Origin of the sequence: Hydrogenophaga flava NBRC 102514, assembly GCF_001571145.1 — a bacterium.
Lineage (GTDB): Bacteria > Pseudomonadota > Gammaproteobacteria > Burkholderiales > Burkholderiaceae_C > Hydrogenophaga > Hydrogenophaga flava.
This window is the reverse complement of record NZ_BCTF01000021.1, coordinates 71,307-89,873: the sequence shown is the minus strand read 5'-3', so window position 1 is coordinate 89,873 and position 18,567 is coordinate 71,307. Positions and strand designations below refer to the sequence as shown.

At 68.5% G+C, this 18,567-nt stretch carries 15 protein-coding genes and 2 riboswitches; of the genes, 11 read left to right on the top strand and 4 right to left on the bottom strand.

The features are described from left to right. Positions 1-2 precede the first annotated feature (2 nt). Complete coding sequence (locus HFL01S_RS17935) at positions 3-965, bottom strand: DMT family transporter (RefSeq protein WP_245644851.1); 963 nt, start codon at positions 963-965, stop codon at positions 3-5. Beyond that, entirely contained in the window at positions 946-1,728 is a 783-nt protein-coding gene (locus tag HFL01S_RS17930) for an SDR family oxidoreductase (RefSeq protein WP_066261073.1), read from the bottom strand. Before HFL01S_RS17930 ends, HFL01S_RS17935 begins: the two co-directional genes overlap by 20 nt. Before the next feature lie 139 nt (positions 1,729-1,867). Here HFL01S_RS17930 and HFL01S_RS17925 point away from each other — a divergent pair, with 139 nt between their 5' ends. From HFL01S_RS17925 to HFL01S_RS17880, 10 genes are all read left to right on the top strand, one after another. Then, positions 1,868-3,550: an electron transfer flavoprotein-ubiquinone oxidoreductase gene (locus HFL01S_RS17925; RefSeq protein ID WP_066261072.1), complete on the top strand. Its 1,683-nt coding sequence runs from the start codon at positions 1,868-1,870 to the stop codon at positions 3,548-3,550. A gap of 107 nt (positions 3,551-3,657) precedes the next feature. Further along, complete coding sequence (locus tag HFL01S_RS17920; RefSeq protein WP_169802351.1) at positions 3,658-4,977, top strand: TAXI family TRAP transporter solute-binding subunit; 1,320 nt, start codon at positions 3,658-3,660, stop codon at positions 4,975-4,977. Beyond that, entirely contained in the window at positions 4,974-6,287 is a 1,314-nt protein-coding gene (locus HFL01S_RS17915; RefSeq protein ID WP_066261069.1) for an ABC transporter substrate-binding protein, read from the top strand. Before HFL01S_RS17920 ends, HFL01S_RS17915 begins: the two co-directional genes overlap by 4 nt. Before the next feature lie 26 nt (positions 6,288-6,313). Continuing rightward, positions 6,314-6,964: a nucleoside/nucleotide kinase family protein gene (locus HFL01S_RS17910; protein WP_066261067.1), complete on the top strand. Its 651-nt coding sequence runs from the start codon at positions 6,314-6,316 to the stop codon at positions 6,962-6,964. Between the two features lie 234 nt (positions 6,965-7,198). Then, on the top strand, positions 7,199-9,367 hold the full coding sequence (locus HFL01S_RS17905) for an ArnT family glycosyltransferase (RefSeq protein WP_157538939.1): 2,169 nt from the start codon (positions 7,199-7,201) through the stop codon (positions 9,365-9,367). Positions 9,368-9,446: 79 nt separating this feature from the next. Next, entirely contained in the window at positions 9,447-9,971 is a 525-nt protein-coding gene (locus HFL01S_RS17900) for a hypothetical protein (RefSeq protein ID WP_066261063.1), read from the top strand. A gap of 50 nt (positions 9,972-10,021) precedes the next feature. Continuing rightward, a riboswitch (glycine riboswitch) is annotated at positions 10,022-10,121 on the top strand. Positions 10,122-10,133: 12 nt separating this feature from the next. Then, a riboswitch (glycine riboswitch) is annotated at positions 10,134-10,237 on the top strand. 69 nt (positions 10,238-10,306) lie between these two features. After that, entirely contained in the window at positions 10,307-11,443 is a 1,137-nt protein-coding gene (gcvT, locus tag HFL01S_RS17895) for a glycine cleavage system aminomethyltransferase GcvT (protein WP_066261060.1), read from the top strand. A 38-nt stretch (positions 11,444-11,481) separates the two neighbouring features. After that, complete coding sequence (gcvH, locus tag HFL01S_RS17890; protein ID WP_066261058.1) at positions 11,482-11,853, top strand: glycine cleavage system protein GcvH; 372 nt, start codon at positions 11,482-11,484, stop codon at positions 11,851-11,853. A 26-nt stretch (positions 11,854-11,879) separates the two neighbouring features. Next, complete coding sequence (gene gcvP, locus HFL01S_RS17885) at positions 11,880-14,807, top strand: aminomethyl-transferring glycine dehydrogenase (protein WP_066261056.1); 2,928 nt, start codon at positions 11,880-11,882, stop codon at positions 14,805-14,807. Positions 14,808-14,923: 116 nt separating this feature from the next. Then, positions 14,924-15,694 carry a carbonic anhydrase gene (locus HFL01S_RS17880; protein WP_066261055.1) on the top strand — a complete coding sequence of 257 codons (771 nt, stop codon included), beginning with the start codon at positions 14,924-14,926 and terminating at the stop codon, positions 15,692-15,694. 66 nt (positions 15,695-15,760) lie between these two features. Here the strand turns inward: HFL01S_RS17880 and HFL01S_RS17875 are convergent, their stop codons facing one another. Next, positions 15,761-16,393, bottom strand: coding sequence for a trimeric intracellular cation channel family protein (locus HFL01S_RS17875; RefSeq protein ID WP_066261053.1), 633 nt, complete (start codon positions 16,391-16,393; stop codon positions 15,761-15,763). Further along, the gene (locus HFL01S_RS17870; RefSeq protein WP_066261051.1) at positions 16,390-17,286 is read right to left on the bottom strand and encodes a LysR family transcriptional regulator; all 897 of its coding nucleotides are present in this window, start codon (positions 17,284-17,286) and stop codon (positions 16,390-16,392) included. The genes HFL01S_RS17875 and HFL01S_RS17870 overlap by 4 nt, the downstream gene beginning before the upstream one ends. Before the next feature lie 106 nt (positions 17,287-17,392). Between HFL01S_RS17870 and HFL01S_RS17865 the strand changes: the two genes are divergently transcribed. Beyond that, positions 17,393-18,565: a M20 aminoacylase family protein gene (locus HFL01S_RS17865; RefSeq protein WP_066261048.1), complete on the top strand. Its 1,173-nt coding sequence runs from the start codon at positions 17,393-17,395 to the stop codon at positions 18,563-18,565. The last annotated feature ends 2 nt before the right edge of the window (positions 18,566-18,567 follow it).

The window sequence follows — 18,567 nt, the reverse complement described above, 5'->3', positions numbered from 1 at the left end:
CCTTATTGATGGGCTTTGATTGAGGCCAGGATGCCGGCCACGAACAGCACACAGGCCAGCAGCTGCGTGGTGGCCGGCCAGTCGCCGCTCCAGGCGAAGGCATAGATCAGCGCAAACACGGTCTCGCTCACCACCAGCTGGCCGGCCAGGCTGGTGCTCAGCCGGCGGCTGGCGACGTTCCACATCACCGAAGCGATCCAGGCCGAGCCGATACCGGTGAAGGCGCACACGAACACGAACCGGCCGAAGCCGGGCCGGCCGATGAGTTCGGCCCAGCCCGTGCCCCAGCCCAGCCAGAGCATCAGCCCGCCCAGACCGGCGGCCAGACCCAGCCAGTTGGCCCAGGCGGTGGACTTCACCCCGGGGTGGCGGCGGATCCAGCGGGCATTGAGCATGCCAAAGGCCAGCCAGCTGAGCATGGCGCCCACGGCCAGCAGCACGCCACGCCAGAAGTGGCCGGCCCCGGAGGCATTCACCTCTTCCGCCGTGGCGTCCATCATCAGCACCATGCCGGCCGCCGTGAGCAGCAGCCCCGGCAGCAGCGCCGCCCAGCGCAGGTGCGCAGGCTTGCCCAGCAGCATCATCCAGACCGGCAGCGTGCCGATGATCAGCGCCGGCAGCGCGGCCCCGGCATCGGCAATGCCGTAGACCAGCAGCAGGTAGTAGCCGGTGTAGCCCAGCACGCTGAGCCACAGCGCTGAGCCGGCCTGGGCCATGTCAGGCCACTGCCCGGCGCGCTGGTGCGATGGCACGCGCAGCGTCTGCCACAGCATCCAGGCCAGTGAAAACAGGCCACAGGCGATGAAGCGCCCCGCCGTGTAATCCACCGACGAAAACCCGGGCGCCACCAGCGGCGCCACAAAGGTCGTGCCCCAGAACGCCCCCGCCCCCAGACCGGCCGCGATGCCCGCCGCCATGCCGGGCGGCAGGCCCGCCAGCGCGCGCTCAGACACCGAAGCCGTCATCTGCCGCGATCACTGCTCCGTTGACGAAATGGCTCTCGTTGGACGCCAGCATGACCAGCACCGCGTCCAGATCGGCCGGCTGCCCCACGCGCTTGCGCGGCAGCATGCCAATCAGCTTCTGTCCCTGTTCGGTCTGCCAGTGGTGGTGGTTGATCTCGGTGTCGATGTAGCCCGGGCAGATGGCGTTCACGTTGATGCCGAACTTGCCCCATTCCACCGCCATCGCCTTGGTCATCTGCACCACGGCCGCCTTGCTCATGCAGTACACGCCGATCTGCGGCAGCACCTTGAGCCCCGCCATCGACGCGATGTTGATGATGCGCCCGCCGACAAAGGTGCCGGGCGCCGCGCCCTTGGCACGGGCGAGCATGCGCTTGGCCACTTCCTGGGCCACGAAGAAGGCGCCCTTGGTGTTGGTGTTGAGGACGTAGTCGTAGTCCTCCTCGGTCACGTCCTGCAGGCGCTGCGTGGTGCTCACGCCCGAGTTGTTGACCAGGATGTCGATCGGGCCGACCTCGGTCTCGGCGTGCGCCACGGCCGCCCGGATCGAGGCGGTGTCGGTCACGTCCAGCGCCACCACGTGCGCATCGCCTCCCTCGGCCTCGATGTGGGCCCGCAGCGCCATGAGGCGGTCGGTGCGGCGGCTGGCCAGCACGACGGCGGCACCAGCCTTCGCCAGGGTCTTGGCAAACTGTTCGCCCAGGCCGCCGGAAGCGCCGGTGATGAGGGCCACGCGGCCCGAAAGGTCGATCTGGTAGGTCACGGGATAATCTCCGGGCAGGTGCAAATTAGCACGATCGTTCGATTTTCTGGCGCCGCAGCAATAGAATGCTGTCCGCCCGACGACAGGCGCCGCGCCAGGTGGCGGCAAAAGTACAAAACCATTATCCGCGAGACCCCCCATGACCTCTGAAGAAATCCTTGCCCAGTTCGGCCCGCGCGAAGCCATGGAATACGACGTGGTGATCGTCGGCGGCGGACCGGCTGGTCTGTCCACCGCGATACGCCTGAAGCAGCTGGCGGCCGAGAAAGGCAGCGAGGTCAACGTCTGCGTGCTGGAGAAGGGCTCGGAGCCCGGCGCCCACATCCTCTCGGGCGCTGTGATGGACCCCCGGGCCATCACCGAACTCTTCCCCAACTGGAAAGAACTGGGCGCGCCGCTGAACCAGCCCGTCACCGGCGACGACCTGCTGGTGCTCTCCGAAACCGGCGCGCAGCGCACGCCCGACTGGTTGATGCCGCGCAACTTCGACAACCACGGCTGCTACGTCATCAGCCTGGGCGCGGTCACCAAGTGGCTGGGCGAGCAGGCCGAAGCGCTGGGCGTGGAGATCTTCCCCGGCTTCGCCGCCGCCGAGGTGCTCTACAACGACGACGGTTCGGTCAAGGGCGTGGCCACGGGCAACCTCGGCGTGGGCAAGGACGGTGAGCCGATGGACAGTTTCCAGATCGGCATGGAGCTGCACGCCAAGTACACGGTGTTCGCCGAAGGCGCGCGCGGCCACCTGGGCAAACAGCTGATTGCCAAGTACAAACTGGACGAAGGCAAGGACGCGCAGACCTTCGCCATCGGCATCAAGGAACTGTGGGAAGTGCCGGCCGACAAGGCCAAGCCCGGCCTGGTGGTGCACACCGCCGGCTGGCCGCTGGCCGACGACACCTTCGGTGGCGGCTTCCTGTACCACCTTGAAGGCAACAAGGTCACGCTGGGCTATGTGATCGGTCTGGACTACCAGAACCCCTGGATGAGCCCGTTCGAGGAGATGCAGCGCTGGAAGACCCACCCGGCCATCAAGGCGCACATCGAAGGCGGCAAGCGCCTGGGCTACGGTGCCCGCGCCCTGAACAACGGCACGCCCCAGGCCCTGCCCAAGACGGTGTTCCCGGGCGGCGCGCTGGTCGGCTGTGACGCGGGCTTCCTGAACGCCGCGCGCATCAAGGGCAGCCACGCGGCCATCAAGAGCGGCATGCTCTGCGCCGAGGCCGCCTTCGAGGCCGTGGCCGCCGGCCGCCAGTCCGACGAACTCACCGCATTCGAGACCGGCTTCAAGGCCAGCTGGCTGCACGAGGAACTCTGGACCTACCGCAACTTCAAGAACTGGTTCAAGAAGAGCCCGCTCATGGGCAAGCTCATGACCGGCGTGGAACACTGGTTCCTGCCCAAGGTGGGCGTGAGCGTGCCGCCGTGGACGCTGCACAACACAGCCAAGGACCACACCAAGCTGCGCCCCGCGGCCGAGATGCCCAAGATCGCCTACCCGAAGCCGGACGGCGTGATCAGCTTCGACCGCCTCTCCAGCGTATTCGTCAGCAACACGAACCACGAGGAACAGCAGCCGGCGCACCTGACGCTCAAGGACGCGGGCGTGCCGGTGAAGATCAATCTTGCGAAGTACGCCGGCCCCGAGAGCCGCTACTGCCCGGCCGGCGTGTACGAGTTCGTCGAGAAGGACGGCACGGACCAGCTGGTCATCAACGCGCAGAACTGCGTGCACTGCAAGACCTGCGACATCAAGGACCCGACACAGAACATCGTCTGGGTCACGCCTGAGGGCGGAGGCGGTCCGAACTACGCCGGCATGTGAGCCCTGTGGCTTCCTGACACCAGCCGCCCGCCCGGGCGGCTTTTTTGTGCCTGCGTTTGGTTGCAAAAGGATACAGAACCCGTATCCTCACCATGGGTTTTCCCCACATGACCTACGCCCACCTCTACCGCCACCGCTGGCTGCTGATCCGCCTGCCGATCGTGCTGGCTGTGATGGTCATGGCCGCGGCGACCTGGTGGTGGCTGTACCCGATGCCGTCCACCCAGCTGACGATCAGCAGCGGCCAGGCGGACGGGGCCTACCAGCGCCACGCCATGCGTTACGCCGAGGCCTTTTCCCGCCATGGCATTTCGCTGGAGATCCATTCTTCCGAAGGCTCGGCCACCAACCTGCAGCGCCTGCAGGCACAGCCCCCGCAGACCGACCTGGCCCTTGTGCAGGGCGGGTTTGGCTGGTCATCCGCCGCCGGGGCGGCCCGCAGGGCGGCCGATGTCCAGACCCTGGGCAGCGTGGACATCGAGGTGTTGTGGCTGTTCAGCCGCGATCAGCCGATGACCTCCCTGCTCGACCTGGCGGGCAAACGGGTGGCGGCCGGCCCCGAGGGCAGCGGCCACCGCGCCATGCTGCAGCGCTTGCTGAAACAGATGCACGTCGACCTGGGCCAGGTGGCGCTGACGGCGCACAGCGGTGTGGCCGCGCGCGATGCACTGCTGCGGCACGAGGTGGATGCGGTGTTCATGGTGGCAGCGCCGAGTGCGCCCGGCATCGGGGCCCTGCTGGCCGCGCGGGGCGTTCATCTTGCGTCGCTTCGCCGCACAGCGGCCATCTCGGAGCGCAACAACTACCTGGAAAACCGTCTTCTGCCGGAGGACGCGCTCGGCCCCAGACAGCCACCGGCCGACACCCCGGTGCTGACCACACCGACGCACCTGCTGGTGCGCCAGGACCTGGATCCCGCCCTCAAGCGCCTGGCGATAGCCGTGGCGATGGAGGTGCACGGCGGCGCCGATGCGTTCCATCGCGCGGGCGAGTTCCCGGCCCTGCGCTTCAGCGACTTTCCCTCGGCCCCCGAAGCGCGCCGGGTGCTGTCCCAGGGCCTGGGCGGTCTGGAGGCTCTGCTGCCCTTCTGGTGGGCGCAGGTGCTGCAGCGCCTGCTGGTGATCGGCGTGCCCATGCTGCTGCTGGCCCTGGTGCTCGCACGGCTGGTGCCGGCCTGGGTGCGCTGGCGGCTGGAGCACCGCGTCACCCGCTGGTATGGCGAGCTTCGGTTCATCGAGAACGACCTGGCCAACAACGCCGTCAACCTGGGCGGCATGGACCTCAGCCGCATCCACGGTCGGCTCAATGGCATGGAAATGGCCATCGTCGGCGAAGGGCTGCCACCGGAACTGGCGCAGCGCTGCTACACCCTGCGCCAGCACGTGAACTTCGTCCGGCAACGGATCCGGGAGTACCGCGGCCGATGAAGATCCTGCTGCTCTACCAGCGCCGCTGGTTCCTGATCTACCTGCCGCTGCTGCTCCTGCTGTGCACGGCGGTCGTGGCCATCCTGTGGGTCTGGAAGCCGCTGCCGCCCCAGCGCGTGGTCATCGGCACCGGCCCCGGCCAGAGCAGCTATCTGGAGCTGGCCCGCAACTACGCGGCCAGGCTGGAGAACCTGGGTATCCAGGCTGACATCGTCGCCCACGACCGGCCCCAGGACGCACTGGACCGCATGGCCGCGGGCGAGCGCGGCATCGATGTCACCTTCGCACAGGGTCTGTACGCGCCCAAGGGCACTGCGGTGCAGGCGCTGGCGGTGGTGGGTCACGAAATCGTGTGGGTGTTTGCGCGCGAAGGCATCGACCACCTGGACCAGCTGCGGGGCGGACGCGTGGCGGCCTCGGTAGAAGGTTCGTCCAACCGCATCGCGGCCGACCTGCTGCTGCGCCATGCCGGGCTGGCCAAGGACGAGGTGGCGTTCACGAACGACGTCGGCGACGCCGCGATCGATGCGATCACCGCCGGCCGCGTGGACGCCGTGGTGCATGTGGCGACCGGCGACTCGCAGACCGCAGCCACCCTGGCGCGGCTGGACGGCGTGCGCCTGCTGGGCGTGGAACGCGCCGGGCAGCTGGCCTCGCGCGAACCCCGGCTGCGCGCCCTGGTCATGCCCCAGGGATCGATCGAGCTGCGCGCCAACCTGCCGGCGGCGGACCTGCCCACCATGGTCACGCAGACCCACCTGATGGTGCGCGAGGACCTGCACCCCGCGCTGCAGCGCGCGCTGGTGGACGTGGCCGGTGAGCTGCACGTGATGTCCGGCTTCCTCGAAGGCCAGGGGCTCTACCCCACCGCCATCGGCAGCAACTACCCGGTGTCCCCGGTCGCCCGGACAGCGCTGCGCGGTGGTCGCCCCTGGATGGAAACCATCCTGCCCTACGGCATCGCGCAGTGGGCCGAGCTGGTGCTGTACGCGCTGCTGCCCGTGGGCCTGGCGGGCACCATGCTGCTGCTGCGCGCACCCCGCTACATCGACTGGCGCGTCGACGCCGCCATCCTGCATTTCTACGGAGAGCTCAAGTTCCTGGAGGAGGACCTCTCCAAAAACCCCGATCCGGTCCGGCTGCGCGCCGCCGCGCGCCGCCTTGTGATGCTGGAGCAGCAGGTCGACAAGATGGAGCTGCCCGACCGCTACGCCGACCGCTGGTACACGCTGCGCGAACACCTGCAGCAGGCGCGGACCCGGGTGCTGGCCGCACCGCAGACAGGCCCTCAGCCCATCCCGCAGAACTGAGCCGGGCTGCGCTACATTGGCGCGCCATGAGCGCTCCGCAACTGCACCCCGACCTGATCACACAACTACATGCCCTGGCCACCGGTCCGCGCCGGCTGCTCGGCGTGGTCGGCCCGCCCGGCGCAGGCAAGTCCACCCTGGCGGCGCTGATGGCGCAGGCGCTGGGCGAGCGCGCCCAGGCCGTGCCCATGGACGGCTACCACCTGGCGCAGGTCGAACTGGAACGGCTGGGCCGTGCGCAGCGCAAGGGCGCGCCGGACACCTTCGACGCCGCCGGCTACGCCGCCCTGCTGCGCCGGTTGCGCCAGCAGGCCGCCGACGAGACGGTCTACGCGCCCGATTTCCGGCGCGAGATCGAAGAACCCGTGGCCGGCGCCCTGCCCGTCTTTGCCGCCACGCCACTGGTCATCACCGAAGGCAATTACCTGCTGCTGGACGACGACCCGGCCTGGGCCCCCGTCGCAGACCTGCTCGACGAGGTCTGGTACCTCGACGTACCTGCGGACCTGCGGCTGGAACGGCTTGCCGCGCGCCACATGCAGTTTGGCCGCACACGCGAGCAGGCCCTGGCCTGGATCGCACAGACCGACGAACCCAACGCCCGCCGCATCGAAGCCTCGGCCCACCGCGCCCGACGCCGGGTGACCTGGGACGAACGCAGCAGCCAGTTTGTGTGAACGCAGGGCGTATGCCCTGCCCCCCAAATCGCCTGTTTCTGCAGCGCAACATTTCCCCTGTCCGGGGTGCTCGGGCCCCAGGGTTCGTAAACGTCACTTAAGTGACCCAACTTATCATCCTTAAGTTTTGTATCTCCTCGGCAGACCCCACGCTCCGAAGGGCACCAGAGCAGATCCCGAATCGGGCCGGCAGGCACCGCCAGGGGACACAACAAACAAAACGGGTGGTCTTGCATGCATCAGGCGCTCTCCAGCGAGCCAACAGGTCAATCCCCGCGCAAAGTGGCCCTCCGGTCGCTGGCGGTCGCCTTTCTCGCCGTCCTCCTGGTCTTTCTGCAGGCCAGGCTCAGCCGCGATCTCCAGATTGTTTTTGACCTGCGGGTCGAGCGCCCCGGCCCCTACCAGCTCTACCTGGCCGACGACCAGGGCAACTTCAGCGAGCGGCTGAACTACACCCGCTCGACGCGGGCGGGCGAGTGGCAGCGGCACACGGTCAACGTGAACACGCTGCGCAAGGTGACCCAGGTCCGCATGGACCCGACCACCCTGCCCGGCCAGGTGGATTTCGGCGCGCTGGAACTCCGAAGCCGCTGGGGCGTGCTCACCCTGCAGGGCCCTGAACTGCGCGAGGCCATACAGGGCATGAGCGACCTCGACGTGGTGGCGGTGGAGCCCGAGATGATCCGCTTCCGGGTCACCGGTGCCGACCCCCACTTCGTGTACCGGCTGCCCAAGCAGGTCATCAGCCCGCCCACGCGCCAGATCTGGCCGGTGGCGCTGGGTGTGGCCCTGTTCGCGGGCCTGGCCTGGCTGGCCGCGGAACTGGCCCTGGGCTGGATGCGCCGCGAGCGCCCGCGGTGGCACCAGGGCCTGTGGCAGGCCGTGGCCCGCGGTTGGCTGCTTCCGCTGGTGGTGTGCCTGGGCCAGACCTGGAAGGCCTCGGACCGCATCTCCAGCGACCCGATCGTCGGCGACGGCATCCAGAACATGCTGATGGCGGTGAACCTGTTCAAGCACGGCACCTTCTCGCTGGACAACAACAACAGCCCCCACCCCCGGCCCACCAACTTCCGCGAGCCGCTGGACCCGCTGGTGGTGGCGCTGCACCTGAAGCTGGCCGTGCCCGACGCAGTGGACCGGCCCATGGCCGACTTCCGGTCGGGCGACCTCACCCGCACCGTCAAGATGAGCAACCTGCTCTGGGTGTTCCTTGGCCTAGCGGGCATCTGGGCGCTGACGCGGCGGCTGGGCGGCAGCAACCTGGCAGGCGCCGTGGCCACGGGCCTGAGCTTCCAGATCTTCTTCCACGGCGGCACCTACATCGACACCCTGTACACCGAGCTGTCCGCCGCCACCCTGATGATCTGGGGCACCTACGGCCTGCTGCGGTCGGTGCAGCAGCAGTCGCTGGGCTGGTTCTTCGGCTCGGGCATGCTGATGGGTTTGCTGGCCCTGGGCAAGGCCTCGTTCGCCTACATCGGGGTCGTGGCCGTGCCGTTGCTGATGGCGGCCCTGCTGATCGCCCGGCGCCCCGACCGGTTTGCCTTCTCGCAGGTGATCGTGTGGGGGCTGGTGATGGGGTTTGCGTTCCTGCTCACCCTCTCGCCCTGGCTGGCGCGCAACTACGTGCACTTCGACAACCTGCGCATCAACGAGCGCGGTGGCCTGATCCTCTGGGGCCGCGCCCACATGAACAACATGAGCAACGAAGAGGTGCTCGGCCTGGTCTACGACCACAGCCCCACGCTGTACCGGCGCGCCGTGGCCGGCACCCACCTGGGTGAGAGGCCGGGCGACTTCGAACGCGGCGGCCGCTGGCAGCGCATCAACCGCCACCTCTCCACCTTCTGGGAGTCCGACCGCCGCGCCGCCTACGAGGGGCTGCCCGAGCAGGCCATCAGCTTCCACTACAACCTGGCCGCGCAATACAACCAGCGGGTGTTCCGCAAGCGCGAGGCGGGCCACCCCTTCCCCGACCAGGCCGTGGGCGACGAGATGAAGGGCGAGGCGATGGCCATGCTCAAGGCACGGCCCTGGCGCCACGTGGCGATGACGGTGCCTTTCTTCTGGCACGGCTTCTGGAGCTTCAAGAAGGTCGAGGTGCCGCTGGTGTCGCTCGAGACGCAAGACGCCATCGGCGAGCTGCTCAACCTGTTCGCCGGCGTCGCCCTGTTCGGCGTGTTCTGCTACGGCCTGTTCCGGCGCCACGCGCAGTGGGTGGCGGTGACCGTGCTGCCCGTGGGTCTGCTGATGTTCTACGCCTTCCTCAGCCACAACATCCCGCGCTACTCGTCACCGGCCCATCCGATGATGCTGCTGGCGCTGGTGCTGGTGGTGCGCACGCTGTGGCTGCGCTGGCGGCGCAGGCAGCATCTCCCCGGCCCCGAGCGGATCGTCGGCTGAAGCCATTTTCACCCCGCAGGGGTTTCACGACAACGACATGAAACAGCGGCACAGTGCCCGCTCGTCGTTGGAGTGAACCATGCTGATCAAGACCGAAAAAGGTCGCCTTGAACTGCGCCCGGGCCACCGCAGCCTGGGACAGCGCGAGCGTGCCCTTCTGCTGGTGGCCGATGGCCAGCAGAGCGAATCAAAAATGGCCGAGCTGTTCCAGGGCGATGGCCGCCGCCTGATCGACCAGTTGCTGGCCCAGGGCTATCTGGTGCGGCATGCGTCCGGCAACGCTGCGTCGCCTGCGCCTGTGTCGCCACCGCAGACCACGCCCCCTTCCTCGCATGGCGAGCAGTTCGCCGGCACCCGGTCGCTGGCCACCGCGCGCATGTTCCTGTTCGATCTGAGCGAGCGCCTGTTTGCCCCGCGCGACAAGGCGCTGGCCAACCGCTACCGGGACGCCCTGCGCGAGGCACGCGACCCCGAGGCCATGCTGGCCGTGGGCCGCGCCCTGATCGCCGACGTGGAGGCGCTGGCGGGCAGCGAACGTGCCGACGGCATCAGCGAGCGCCTGGCCAAACTGCTGCCGGCCGGATTGCTGGAAGCTGCGCCGTAACCCGAGCCCGGGCCACCGGCGCGCGGTTTTGCGACCTTGATTCCAGTAAACTCGCGCGATCAGGAGAGCGCTCCCCCGTGGAGCCGCCGAAGGCGCAGGCGGTCGTTGCAACGGCCCTGAACGCTCAGGCAAAAGGACTGATGACCACCAGCCGCAAGGCCGGTGTCCCCCACTGGAGAGAGGTGGCCCCAGCGGCCATCCACCGAAGGAGCAAGTGCGGCATCGCCCGTGCGAATCTCTCAGGTAAAGCGGACAGGGGGGCAGCACACGGATGCACCGTGTCGTCGCTGTGGCCCCGTGCCATGGCATCTGCCCCAGCTTCAAGAGTCCGCCCCATGTCCACGCCTTCCGACGCCACCGCCCTGCTCCAGACCCCGCTGAACGCCCTGCACATCGAACTCGGTGCTCGCATGGTGCCGTTTGCCGGCTATTCCATGCCGGTGCAGTACCCCGAAGGCCTGATGGCCGAACACCACCACACGCGCCGCTCGGCCGGCCTGTTCGACGTCTCCCACATGGGCCAGCTGCTGCTGTCCGGCCCCGATGCGGCGGCCGCGTTCGAGAGCCTGATGCCTGTGGACGTGATCGGCCTGGGCGTGAACAAGCAGCGCTACGGCCTTCTGCTCAACGACCAGGGCGGCATCATCGACGACCTGATGTTCGTCAACCGCGGCGACCACCTCTATGTGATCGTCAACGGCGCCTGCAAGCACGGCGATCTGGCCCATATCCAGGCCCGCATCGGCAGCCGCTGCACCGTCACCCCGCAGTTCGACCGCGCCCTGCTGGCCCTGCAGGGACCGGTGGCCGTGAGCGCGCTGCAGCGCCTGCTGCCCGGCGTCGAGAACCTGGTGTTCATGACCGGCCACGGATTCAACTGGAACGGCGCCGACCTGTACGTCACCCGCAGCGGCTACACCGGCGAAGACGGCTTCGAGATCTCGGTGCCCGCCGACAGCGCCGAGGCCTTCGCCCGCGCCCTGCTGGCGCAGCCCGAGGTCAAGCCCATCGGCCTGGGCGCCCGCAACTCGCTGCGGCTGGAAGCCGGCCTGTGCCTTTACGGCAACGACATCGACACCACGACCACACCGGTCGAAGCCGCCCTGAACTGGGCCATGCAGAAGGTGCGCCGCACCGGCGGCGAACGCGCCGGCGGATTCCCGGGCGCCGACGTGGTGCTGGCCCAGCTGGACGGCACCCAGCCCCTGACGCGCAAGCGCGTGGGCCTGGTCGCGCTGGAGCGCGTGCCCGTGCGCGAACACGTCGAGCTGCAGAGCCTGGACGGCGCAAAGATCGGCGAAGTCACCAGCGGCCTGCTCGGCCCCAGCGCCGACAAGCCGGTCGCCATGGGCTACGTCAGCCCTGAATGCGCCGCCGTCGGAACATGCGTGAACGCCATCGTGCGCGGCAAGGCCGTGCCGATGGAGGTCGCGTCCCTGCCTTTCGTCCCGAACCGCTACTACCGCGGCTGAGTCCTTCCACCTGTTTCATCTTTTCACCGGAGCCCACCATGACCACCAAATACACCGAAGACCACGAATGGATCACCGTTGACGGCGACACCGCCACCGTCGGCATCACCCACCACGCGCAGGATGCGCTGGGCGACGTGGTGTTCGTGGACCTGCCCGAAGTGGGCAAGACCTTCGCCCAGAAGGACGTGGCCGGTGTGGTCGAGTCGGTCAAGGCCGCCGCCGACGTGTACATGCCCATCAGCGGCGAAGTCACCGAGGTGAACGAGGCCCTGCGCGCCGACCCGTCCCTGGCCAACAGCGACCCGCTGGGCGCCGGCTGGTTCTTCAAGGTCAAGCTGAGCGACGCCTCGCAGCTGGACGCCCTGCTGGACGAGACCGCCTACACCGCCTTTTCGGCCAACGCCTGATTCCCTGCTGCCCGGAGCCTGCCGCCATGCTGATGCCGTCCGTCAAACCCCTGGGTGAACTCGAAAACGCCAGCGAGTTCATCGCCCGCCACATCGGCATCAGCGAAGCCGATGAAGCCCACATGCTGTCGGTCATCGGCGAGGCCTCGCGCCGCGCGCTGATCGACTCCATCGTGCCGCGCAGCATCGCTCGCAGCGCCGGCATGGACCTGCCGCCCGCTGCCATCGAAGCCGCGGCGCTGGCCGAACTCAAGGCCATTGCTGCCAAGAACAAGGTGTTCAAAAGCTTCATCGGCCAGGGCTACTACGGCACGCACACGCCGGGCGTCATCCTGCGCAACATCCTGGAGAACCCCGCCTGGTACACCGCATACACGCCCTACCAGGCCGAGATCTCGCAGGGCCGCATGGAAGCGCTGGTCAACTTCCAGACCATGGTGACCGACCTGACCGGCATGGCGATTGCCAACGCGTCCATGCTGGATGAAGCCACCGCCGCCGCCGAAGCCATGACACTGGCCAAGCGCTCGGTCAAGGCCAAAGGCAACACCATCGTGGTGGCCGGCGACGCGCACCCGCAGACCATCGAGGTGATTCAGACCCGCGCCAAGCCGCTGGGCCTGACGGTGAAGCTGGCCAACTCGGCGCCCGAATGGGCCGAGGCGCTCAAGGGCGACGACTACTTCGCCGTGCTGGCGCAGTACCCGTCCACCAGCGGCCGCATCGACGACCTGCGCGCCGACGTGCAGGCCGTGCACGGCAAGCAGGCGGCCTTCATCGTGGCGGCCGACCTGCTGGCGCTGACCCTGCTGGTGCCCCCGGGCGAGTTCGACGCCGACATCGTGGTCGGCACCACGCAGCGCTTCGGCATGCCCATGGGTGCGGGCGGCCCGCACGCCGCCTACATGGCCTGCCGCGACGAGTACAAGCGCTCGCTGCCCGGCCGTCTGGTCGGGGTGAGCGTGGACACGCACGGCAACCCGGCCTACCGCCTGGCGCTGCAGACGCGCGAGCAGCACATCCGCCGCGAGAAGGCCACCTCCAACATCTGCACGGCGCAGGTGCTGCCGGCCGTCGTGGCCAGCATGTACGCGGTCTACCACGGCCCGCAGGGGCTCAAGCGCATCGCGCAGCGCGTGGCCGCCTACACCGCCGTGCTGGCCGCCGGCCTGCAGCAGCTGGGCCACACGCTCACGAGCGAATCGGCCTTCGACACGCTGACCGTGAAGGCCGCCGACGCCGCCCAGGCAACAGCCATCGTGGCCAAGGCCCTGTCCAAGGGCGCCAACCTGCGCCTGTCCTGGGGCCAGTTCGTCAGCATTTCGCTGGACGAAACCACCACGCGCGACGACATCGCCCTGCTGTGGTCGGCGTTCGCGGCCGACGGCCAGGCCCTGCCCTCGTTCGACGCCTTCGAGAAGGGCGTGGAGCCGCTGATCCCGGCCGAGCTGCGCCGCACCAGCGCCTACCTCACGCACCCGGTGTTCGACAGCCACCACTCTGAGACCGGCATGCTGCGCTACATCCGCGCGCTGTCCGACAAGGACCTGGCGCTGGACCGCAGCATGATCCCGCTGGGCTCCTGCACCATGAAGCTCAACGCCACCAGCGAGATGATCCCCATCACCTGGCCGGAATTCGCGGGCGTGCACCCCTTCGCCCCCGCCGACCAGCTGGCGGGCTACCAGGAACTGGACGAGCAGCTGCGCGCATGGCTCTGCCAGGCCACGGGTTATGCCGGCATCAGCCTGCAACCCAACGCCGGTTCGCAGGGCGAATACGCCGGCCTGCTGGCCATTCAGGGCTGGCACGCCTCGCGCGGCGAGAGCCACCGCAACATCTGCCTGATCCCCTCGTCCGCCCACGGCACCAACCCGGCCAGCGCCCAGATGGTGGGCCTGCAGGTGGTGGTGACCAAGTGCGACGAGAACGGCAACGTGGACATGGCCGACCTGAAGGCCAAGTGCGAGCAGCACAGCGCCAACCTGGCGGCGGTGATGATCACCTACCCCTCGACGCACGGCGTGTTCGAGACCACCGTCAAGGAACTCTGTGCCCTGGTGCACCAGCACGGCGGCCGCGTGTACGTGGACGGCGCCAACATGAACGCCCTGGTCGGCGTGGCCGCACCGGGCGAGTTCGGCGGCGACGTGAGCCACCTGAACCTGCACAAGACCTTCTGCATCCCGCACGGCGGCGGCGGCCCGGGCGTCGGCCCGGTCTGCGTGGTGGCCGACCTCGTGCCCTTCCTGCCCGGCCATGGCCGTGGCAAGGAACCGGGTGGTGTGTGTGGAACGCCCGAGTCCCAGCATGCAGTGGGCGCGGTCAGCGCCGCGCCCCTGGGCAACGCGGCCGTGCTGCCCATCAGCTGGATGTACATCCGCATGATGGGCGCCGACGGCCTCAAGCACGCGACCGAAGCGGCCATCCTCTCGGCCAACTACATCAGCAAGCGCCTGGCCGACCACTACCCCACGCTCTACGCCTCGGCCAACGGCCATGTGGCGCACGAGTGCATCCTGGACCTGCGCGGCTTCAAGGAGACCTGCGGCGTGATGGCCGAGGACGTGGCCAAACGCCTGATGGACTACGGCTTCCACGCCCCCACGCTGTCCTTCCCGGTCGCCAACACGCTGATGGTCGAACCGACCGAGAGCGAGACGCGCGAGGAGCTGGACCGCTTCATCGACGCGATGATCGCGATCCGCGAGGAAATCCGCCGCGTGGAAAAAGGCGAGTGGCCGCAGGACGACAACCCGCTGAAGAACGCCCCGCACACCGCGGCCAGCGTGCTCAAGGGCGAGTGGCCGCATCCCTACCCTCGCGACGTGGCGGTGGCCGCCCAGGGCACGGCGCTCAACACCAAGTACTGGCCCTCGGTGGGTCGCGTGGACAACGTCTACGGCGACCGCAACCTGTTCTGCAGCTGCGTGCCGGTGAGCGAGCTGGCGTGAAAAGGAGCGGTGCCTGCGCGGATTAAGTTCCCTCTAAGAAGAGGGTCCAAGACTCGGAGTGCGTGCCCAGTCGTGCACGCACTCCCGCCCCCGCGGCATCCCTTCTCTCACATCACATGTCTGCACACCACCGAATCCGCATCGCCGCCAAGCCCCTTGCGTGCCTGGCCATGGCCTTTTTTTCGTTGTCGTCCCACGCCGACGGAACACACAGGCACTGGAACTACGAACGGGGCCATGAAGGCCCTGCGCACTGGGCCGAGCTCGAGCCCGCGTTTGAAGCCTGTGGCAAGGGGCAGCTGCAAAGCCCCATCGACATTCGCCAGGCGGTCAAGGCGGCATTGCCTGCGCTTCAGTTCGCCTACAACCCGGTCTCACCGAACCTCACCAACAACGGTCACACGATCCAGGTCAATGTTCCCGCCGGGCAGACGCTGACCGTCGGCGATCAGACCTACGAGCTGCTGCAGTTCCACTTCCACACCCCCAGCGAAGAGGCGGTCAATGGCAAGCGCGCCGCGATGGTGGCGCATTTCGTCCACAAGAATACCGCGGGTCAGCTGGGCGTGATCGGTGTGCTGATCCAGCCGGGTAAGACCAACGCCGCTTACGCCCCCGTGTTCAACCACCTGCCGCGCAAGGGCGAACACATCACGGTGGACGATCTGCAGCTGAACCTGGGTGCCCTGCTGCCGGCCAACAAGGCCTACTACCACTACACCGGCTCGCTGACCACGCCTCCGTGCTCCGAAGGCGTGAACTGGATGGTGCTCAAGGAGCCCGTGCGGCTGGGCGAAGAACAGATCAAGGCGTTCCGCCGCATCTTCAACGCCAACGCCCGCCCGATCCAACCCGGTCATGGCCGCGTGATCCAGGAATCCGAGTAAGCACCCGGGCTTGAACGCCGTCGAGTTCGAACAGACGCCGGTGGGGCCTGCCCTCACCGGCGTTTTTCATTTTTGCGGCAGGCGCCAGCCGGGCAGCTGCCAGTCGAGGGCGACAGCCAGCAGGCGGCTGCCGGTGGCCAGGGCGATGCCCACCAGGCTCGCCAGCTCGGAACCCAGGCCCAGCGCCACCAGCCCTAGAAAGGCGACGCTGCCCGCCACCGCACACAGCGCGTAAGGCCGGTGGTCCTGGTAGACCTTGGGCACCTCGTTGCACAGCACGTCGCGCGCGACGCCGCCCACGATGGCGGTGGTGGCGCCCATCAGCACGCTCACGCCCGGCGACATCCCGGCTGCCACGGCAATGCTGGTGCCCGAGATCGCGAACAGCCCGAGGCCGAAGGCGTCGGCCCACTCCATCAGCCGCGCGCCCGCGTCCTTGAGCACCGCCTTGAGCCACCAGGGCGCGCTGATCACCATGGCAAACACCAGCCAGAGATAGGCCTCGTGCTCGACCCAGAACAGCGGGCGGCGGTCCAGCAGCAGGTCGCGCACGGTGCCGCCGCCGAAGGCGCTGACGAAGGCGACCGAGAACACGCCGACCACGTCCATGCGCTTGCGCATGGCCTCGATCAACCCGGACATGGCGAAGGCCACCGTGCCACCCACCTCGATCGCGATCAGCAAAGCCGTGAGTTTCATGCGGCCCCATTCTGGACCACCCAGCCCGCCAGCCACTCGCGCAGGATGCGCAGCGCCGGCGCCTCCTGCCGCTGACTGAGCGTGACCAGTCCGAAACGCGCGGTGGCGTCCAGCGCGGGCGACATGCGCAGCGGCACCAGCCCCGGCGCGGCCGCATGGGCGGTCAGCACGATGGCCTGGCTCTGGCGCGCCACCTCGACGATGGTCAGCGTCTCGTCGCTGCGCAGGGTCACCATGTCGTCGGGGTTGGCCTGCGGGCCGTAGCGGCCAATCAGAATGCGCGCCACCTCGTCGCTCAGCGGCGTGGAGGCGATGGGGTAGGCCAGCACGTCCCCGATGGTCGCCGGCCGCCCGAGCTGCACCAGCGGGTGGTCCGGCCGCACCAGGAAGCCCGCCGCCAGCTCGAACACCTGCGCGATGGCGAGGTCGGCCGCGGGCCGCACCGAGCGCACGTCCAGCACCGCTGCGTCCAGCTGCTGCTCGCGCAGCGCGTCGACCAGCACACTGGTGTTGCCGCGCGAGATCTGCAGCTGCAGCTTCGGGTGGTGCTCACCCAAGTGCAGCATCAGCGGCACCGACAGCAGCGCGCCCGGTCCCGAGCTCAGGCCGATGCGCAGCGTGCCGATAAGCCCCGCGTGCAGGCCCTTGCCGGTCTGCTTGAGCGCCTCGGCGTCGGCCACCAGGCGGCGCGCCCGGTGCAGCGCCTCCTGGCCGAACGGGGTGAGCGCGATGCGCCGGCCCAGCCGGTCGAACAGGCGGCCGCCCAGCTCGTCCTCCAACCCCTGGATGCTGCGCGTCAGCGCGGGCTGCGTCAGGTAGAGCACCTTCGACGCCTGCACGAACGATCCCGCCTCCGCCAGCACCACAAAGTGCTTCAGCTGCACAAGGGTCATCCCCAATCTCCATCAAAAGTCATTGATCATTGCATATCAATGCATTGGACTTTAATTCAGGCGCTTCCTAACATGCAACAAAGTTCATGTTCCAGGAGCGCTTTGCATGGATCGCCTCAGTGACGCCGCCGTCGAACAATTCATAGCCGTCCGCCGCGACATCCACCGCCACCCGGAACTGGCCTTCAGCGAGCGCCGCACCGCCGCGCTGGTGGCGGCCCAGCTGGGCGCCTGGGGCTACGAGGTCACCACCGGCCTGGGCGGCACCGGCGTGGTCGGGCAACTGAAGCGCGGAACATCGAACCGAACCCTCGGCCTGCGCGCCGACATGGACGCGCTGCCGATTGCCGAGGCCACGGGCGCGGCCTGGGCCAGCTGCGCACACGGCGTGATGCACGCCTGCGGCCACGACGGCCACACCGCCATGCTGCTGGCCGCCGCGCACCACCTGGCGCAGCACGGCCGCTTCGACGGCACGCTGAACCTGGTCTTCCAGCCGGCCGAAGAAGGCGGCGGCGGTGCGCTGAAGATGATGGAGGACGGTCTGTTCGACCGTTTCCCCTGCGACGCCGTCTTCGCCATGCACAACATGCCGGGCATCCCGCAAGGCCAGCTGGTGTTCCGCAGCGGCCCGGCCATGGCCTCGTCCGACTACGCCACCGTCACCCTGCACGGCCACGGCGGCCACGGCGCCATGCCGCACAAGGCGACCGACGTGGTGGTGGCCGCAGCCTCGCTGGTGATGGCGCTGCAGACCGTGGTCTCGCGCCACGTCGACCCGCTGCAGCCGGCCGTGGTCACCGTGGGCGCGATCCACGCCGGCGAGGCCAACAACGTGATCCCGGCCGAGGCGCGGCTGGAGATCAGCGTGCGCACGCTGGACCCGCAGGTGCGGCGCAGTGTGGAGCAGCGCATCCGCGAACTGGTGCAGCTGCAAGCCCAGAGCTTCGGCGTGTGCGCCGAGATCGCCTGGCGCGCCGGCTACGCGGTGCTGGTCAACGACGATCAGCAGACCGCCCGCGCGCTGGCGGTGGCGCGCAAGCACTTCCCAGCCGACCAGATCAACCCGCAGGGCCCGATGGTCAGCGGCAGCGAAGACTTCGCCTTCATGCTCGAACGTGTGCCGGGCAGCTACCTCTTCATCGGCAACGGCGCCGACGGCGAACCCGGCGCCTGCATGGTGCACAACCCGGCCTACGACTTCAACGATCACAACATCGCCCCCGGCGCGGCCTACTGGATCGCCCTGGTCAACGAGCTGCTTTCCCCCACCCCTTGAGA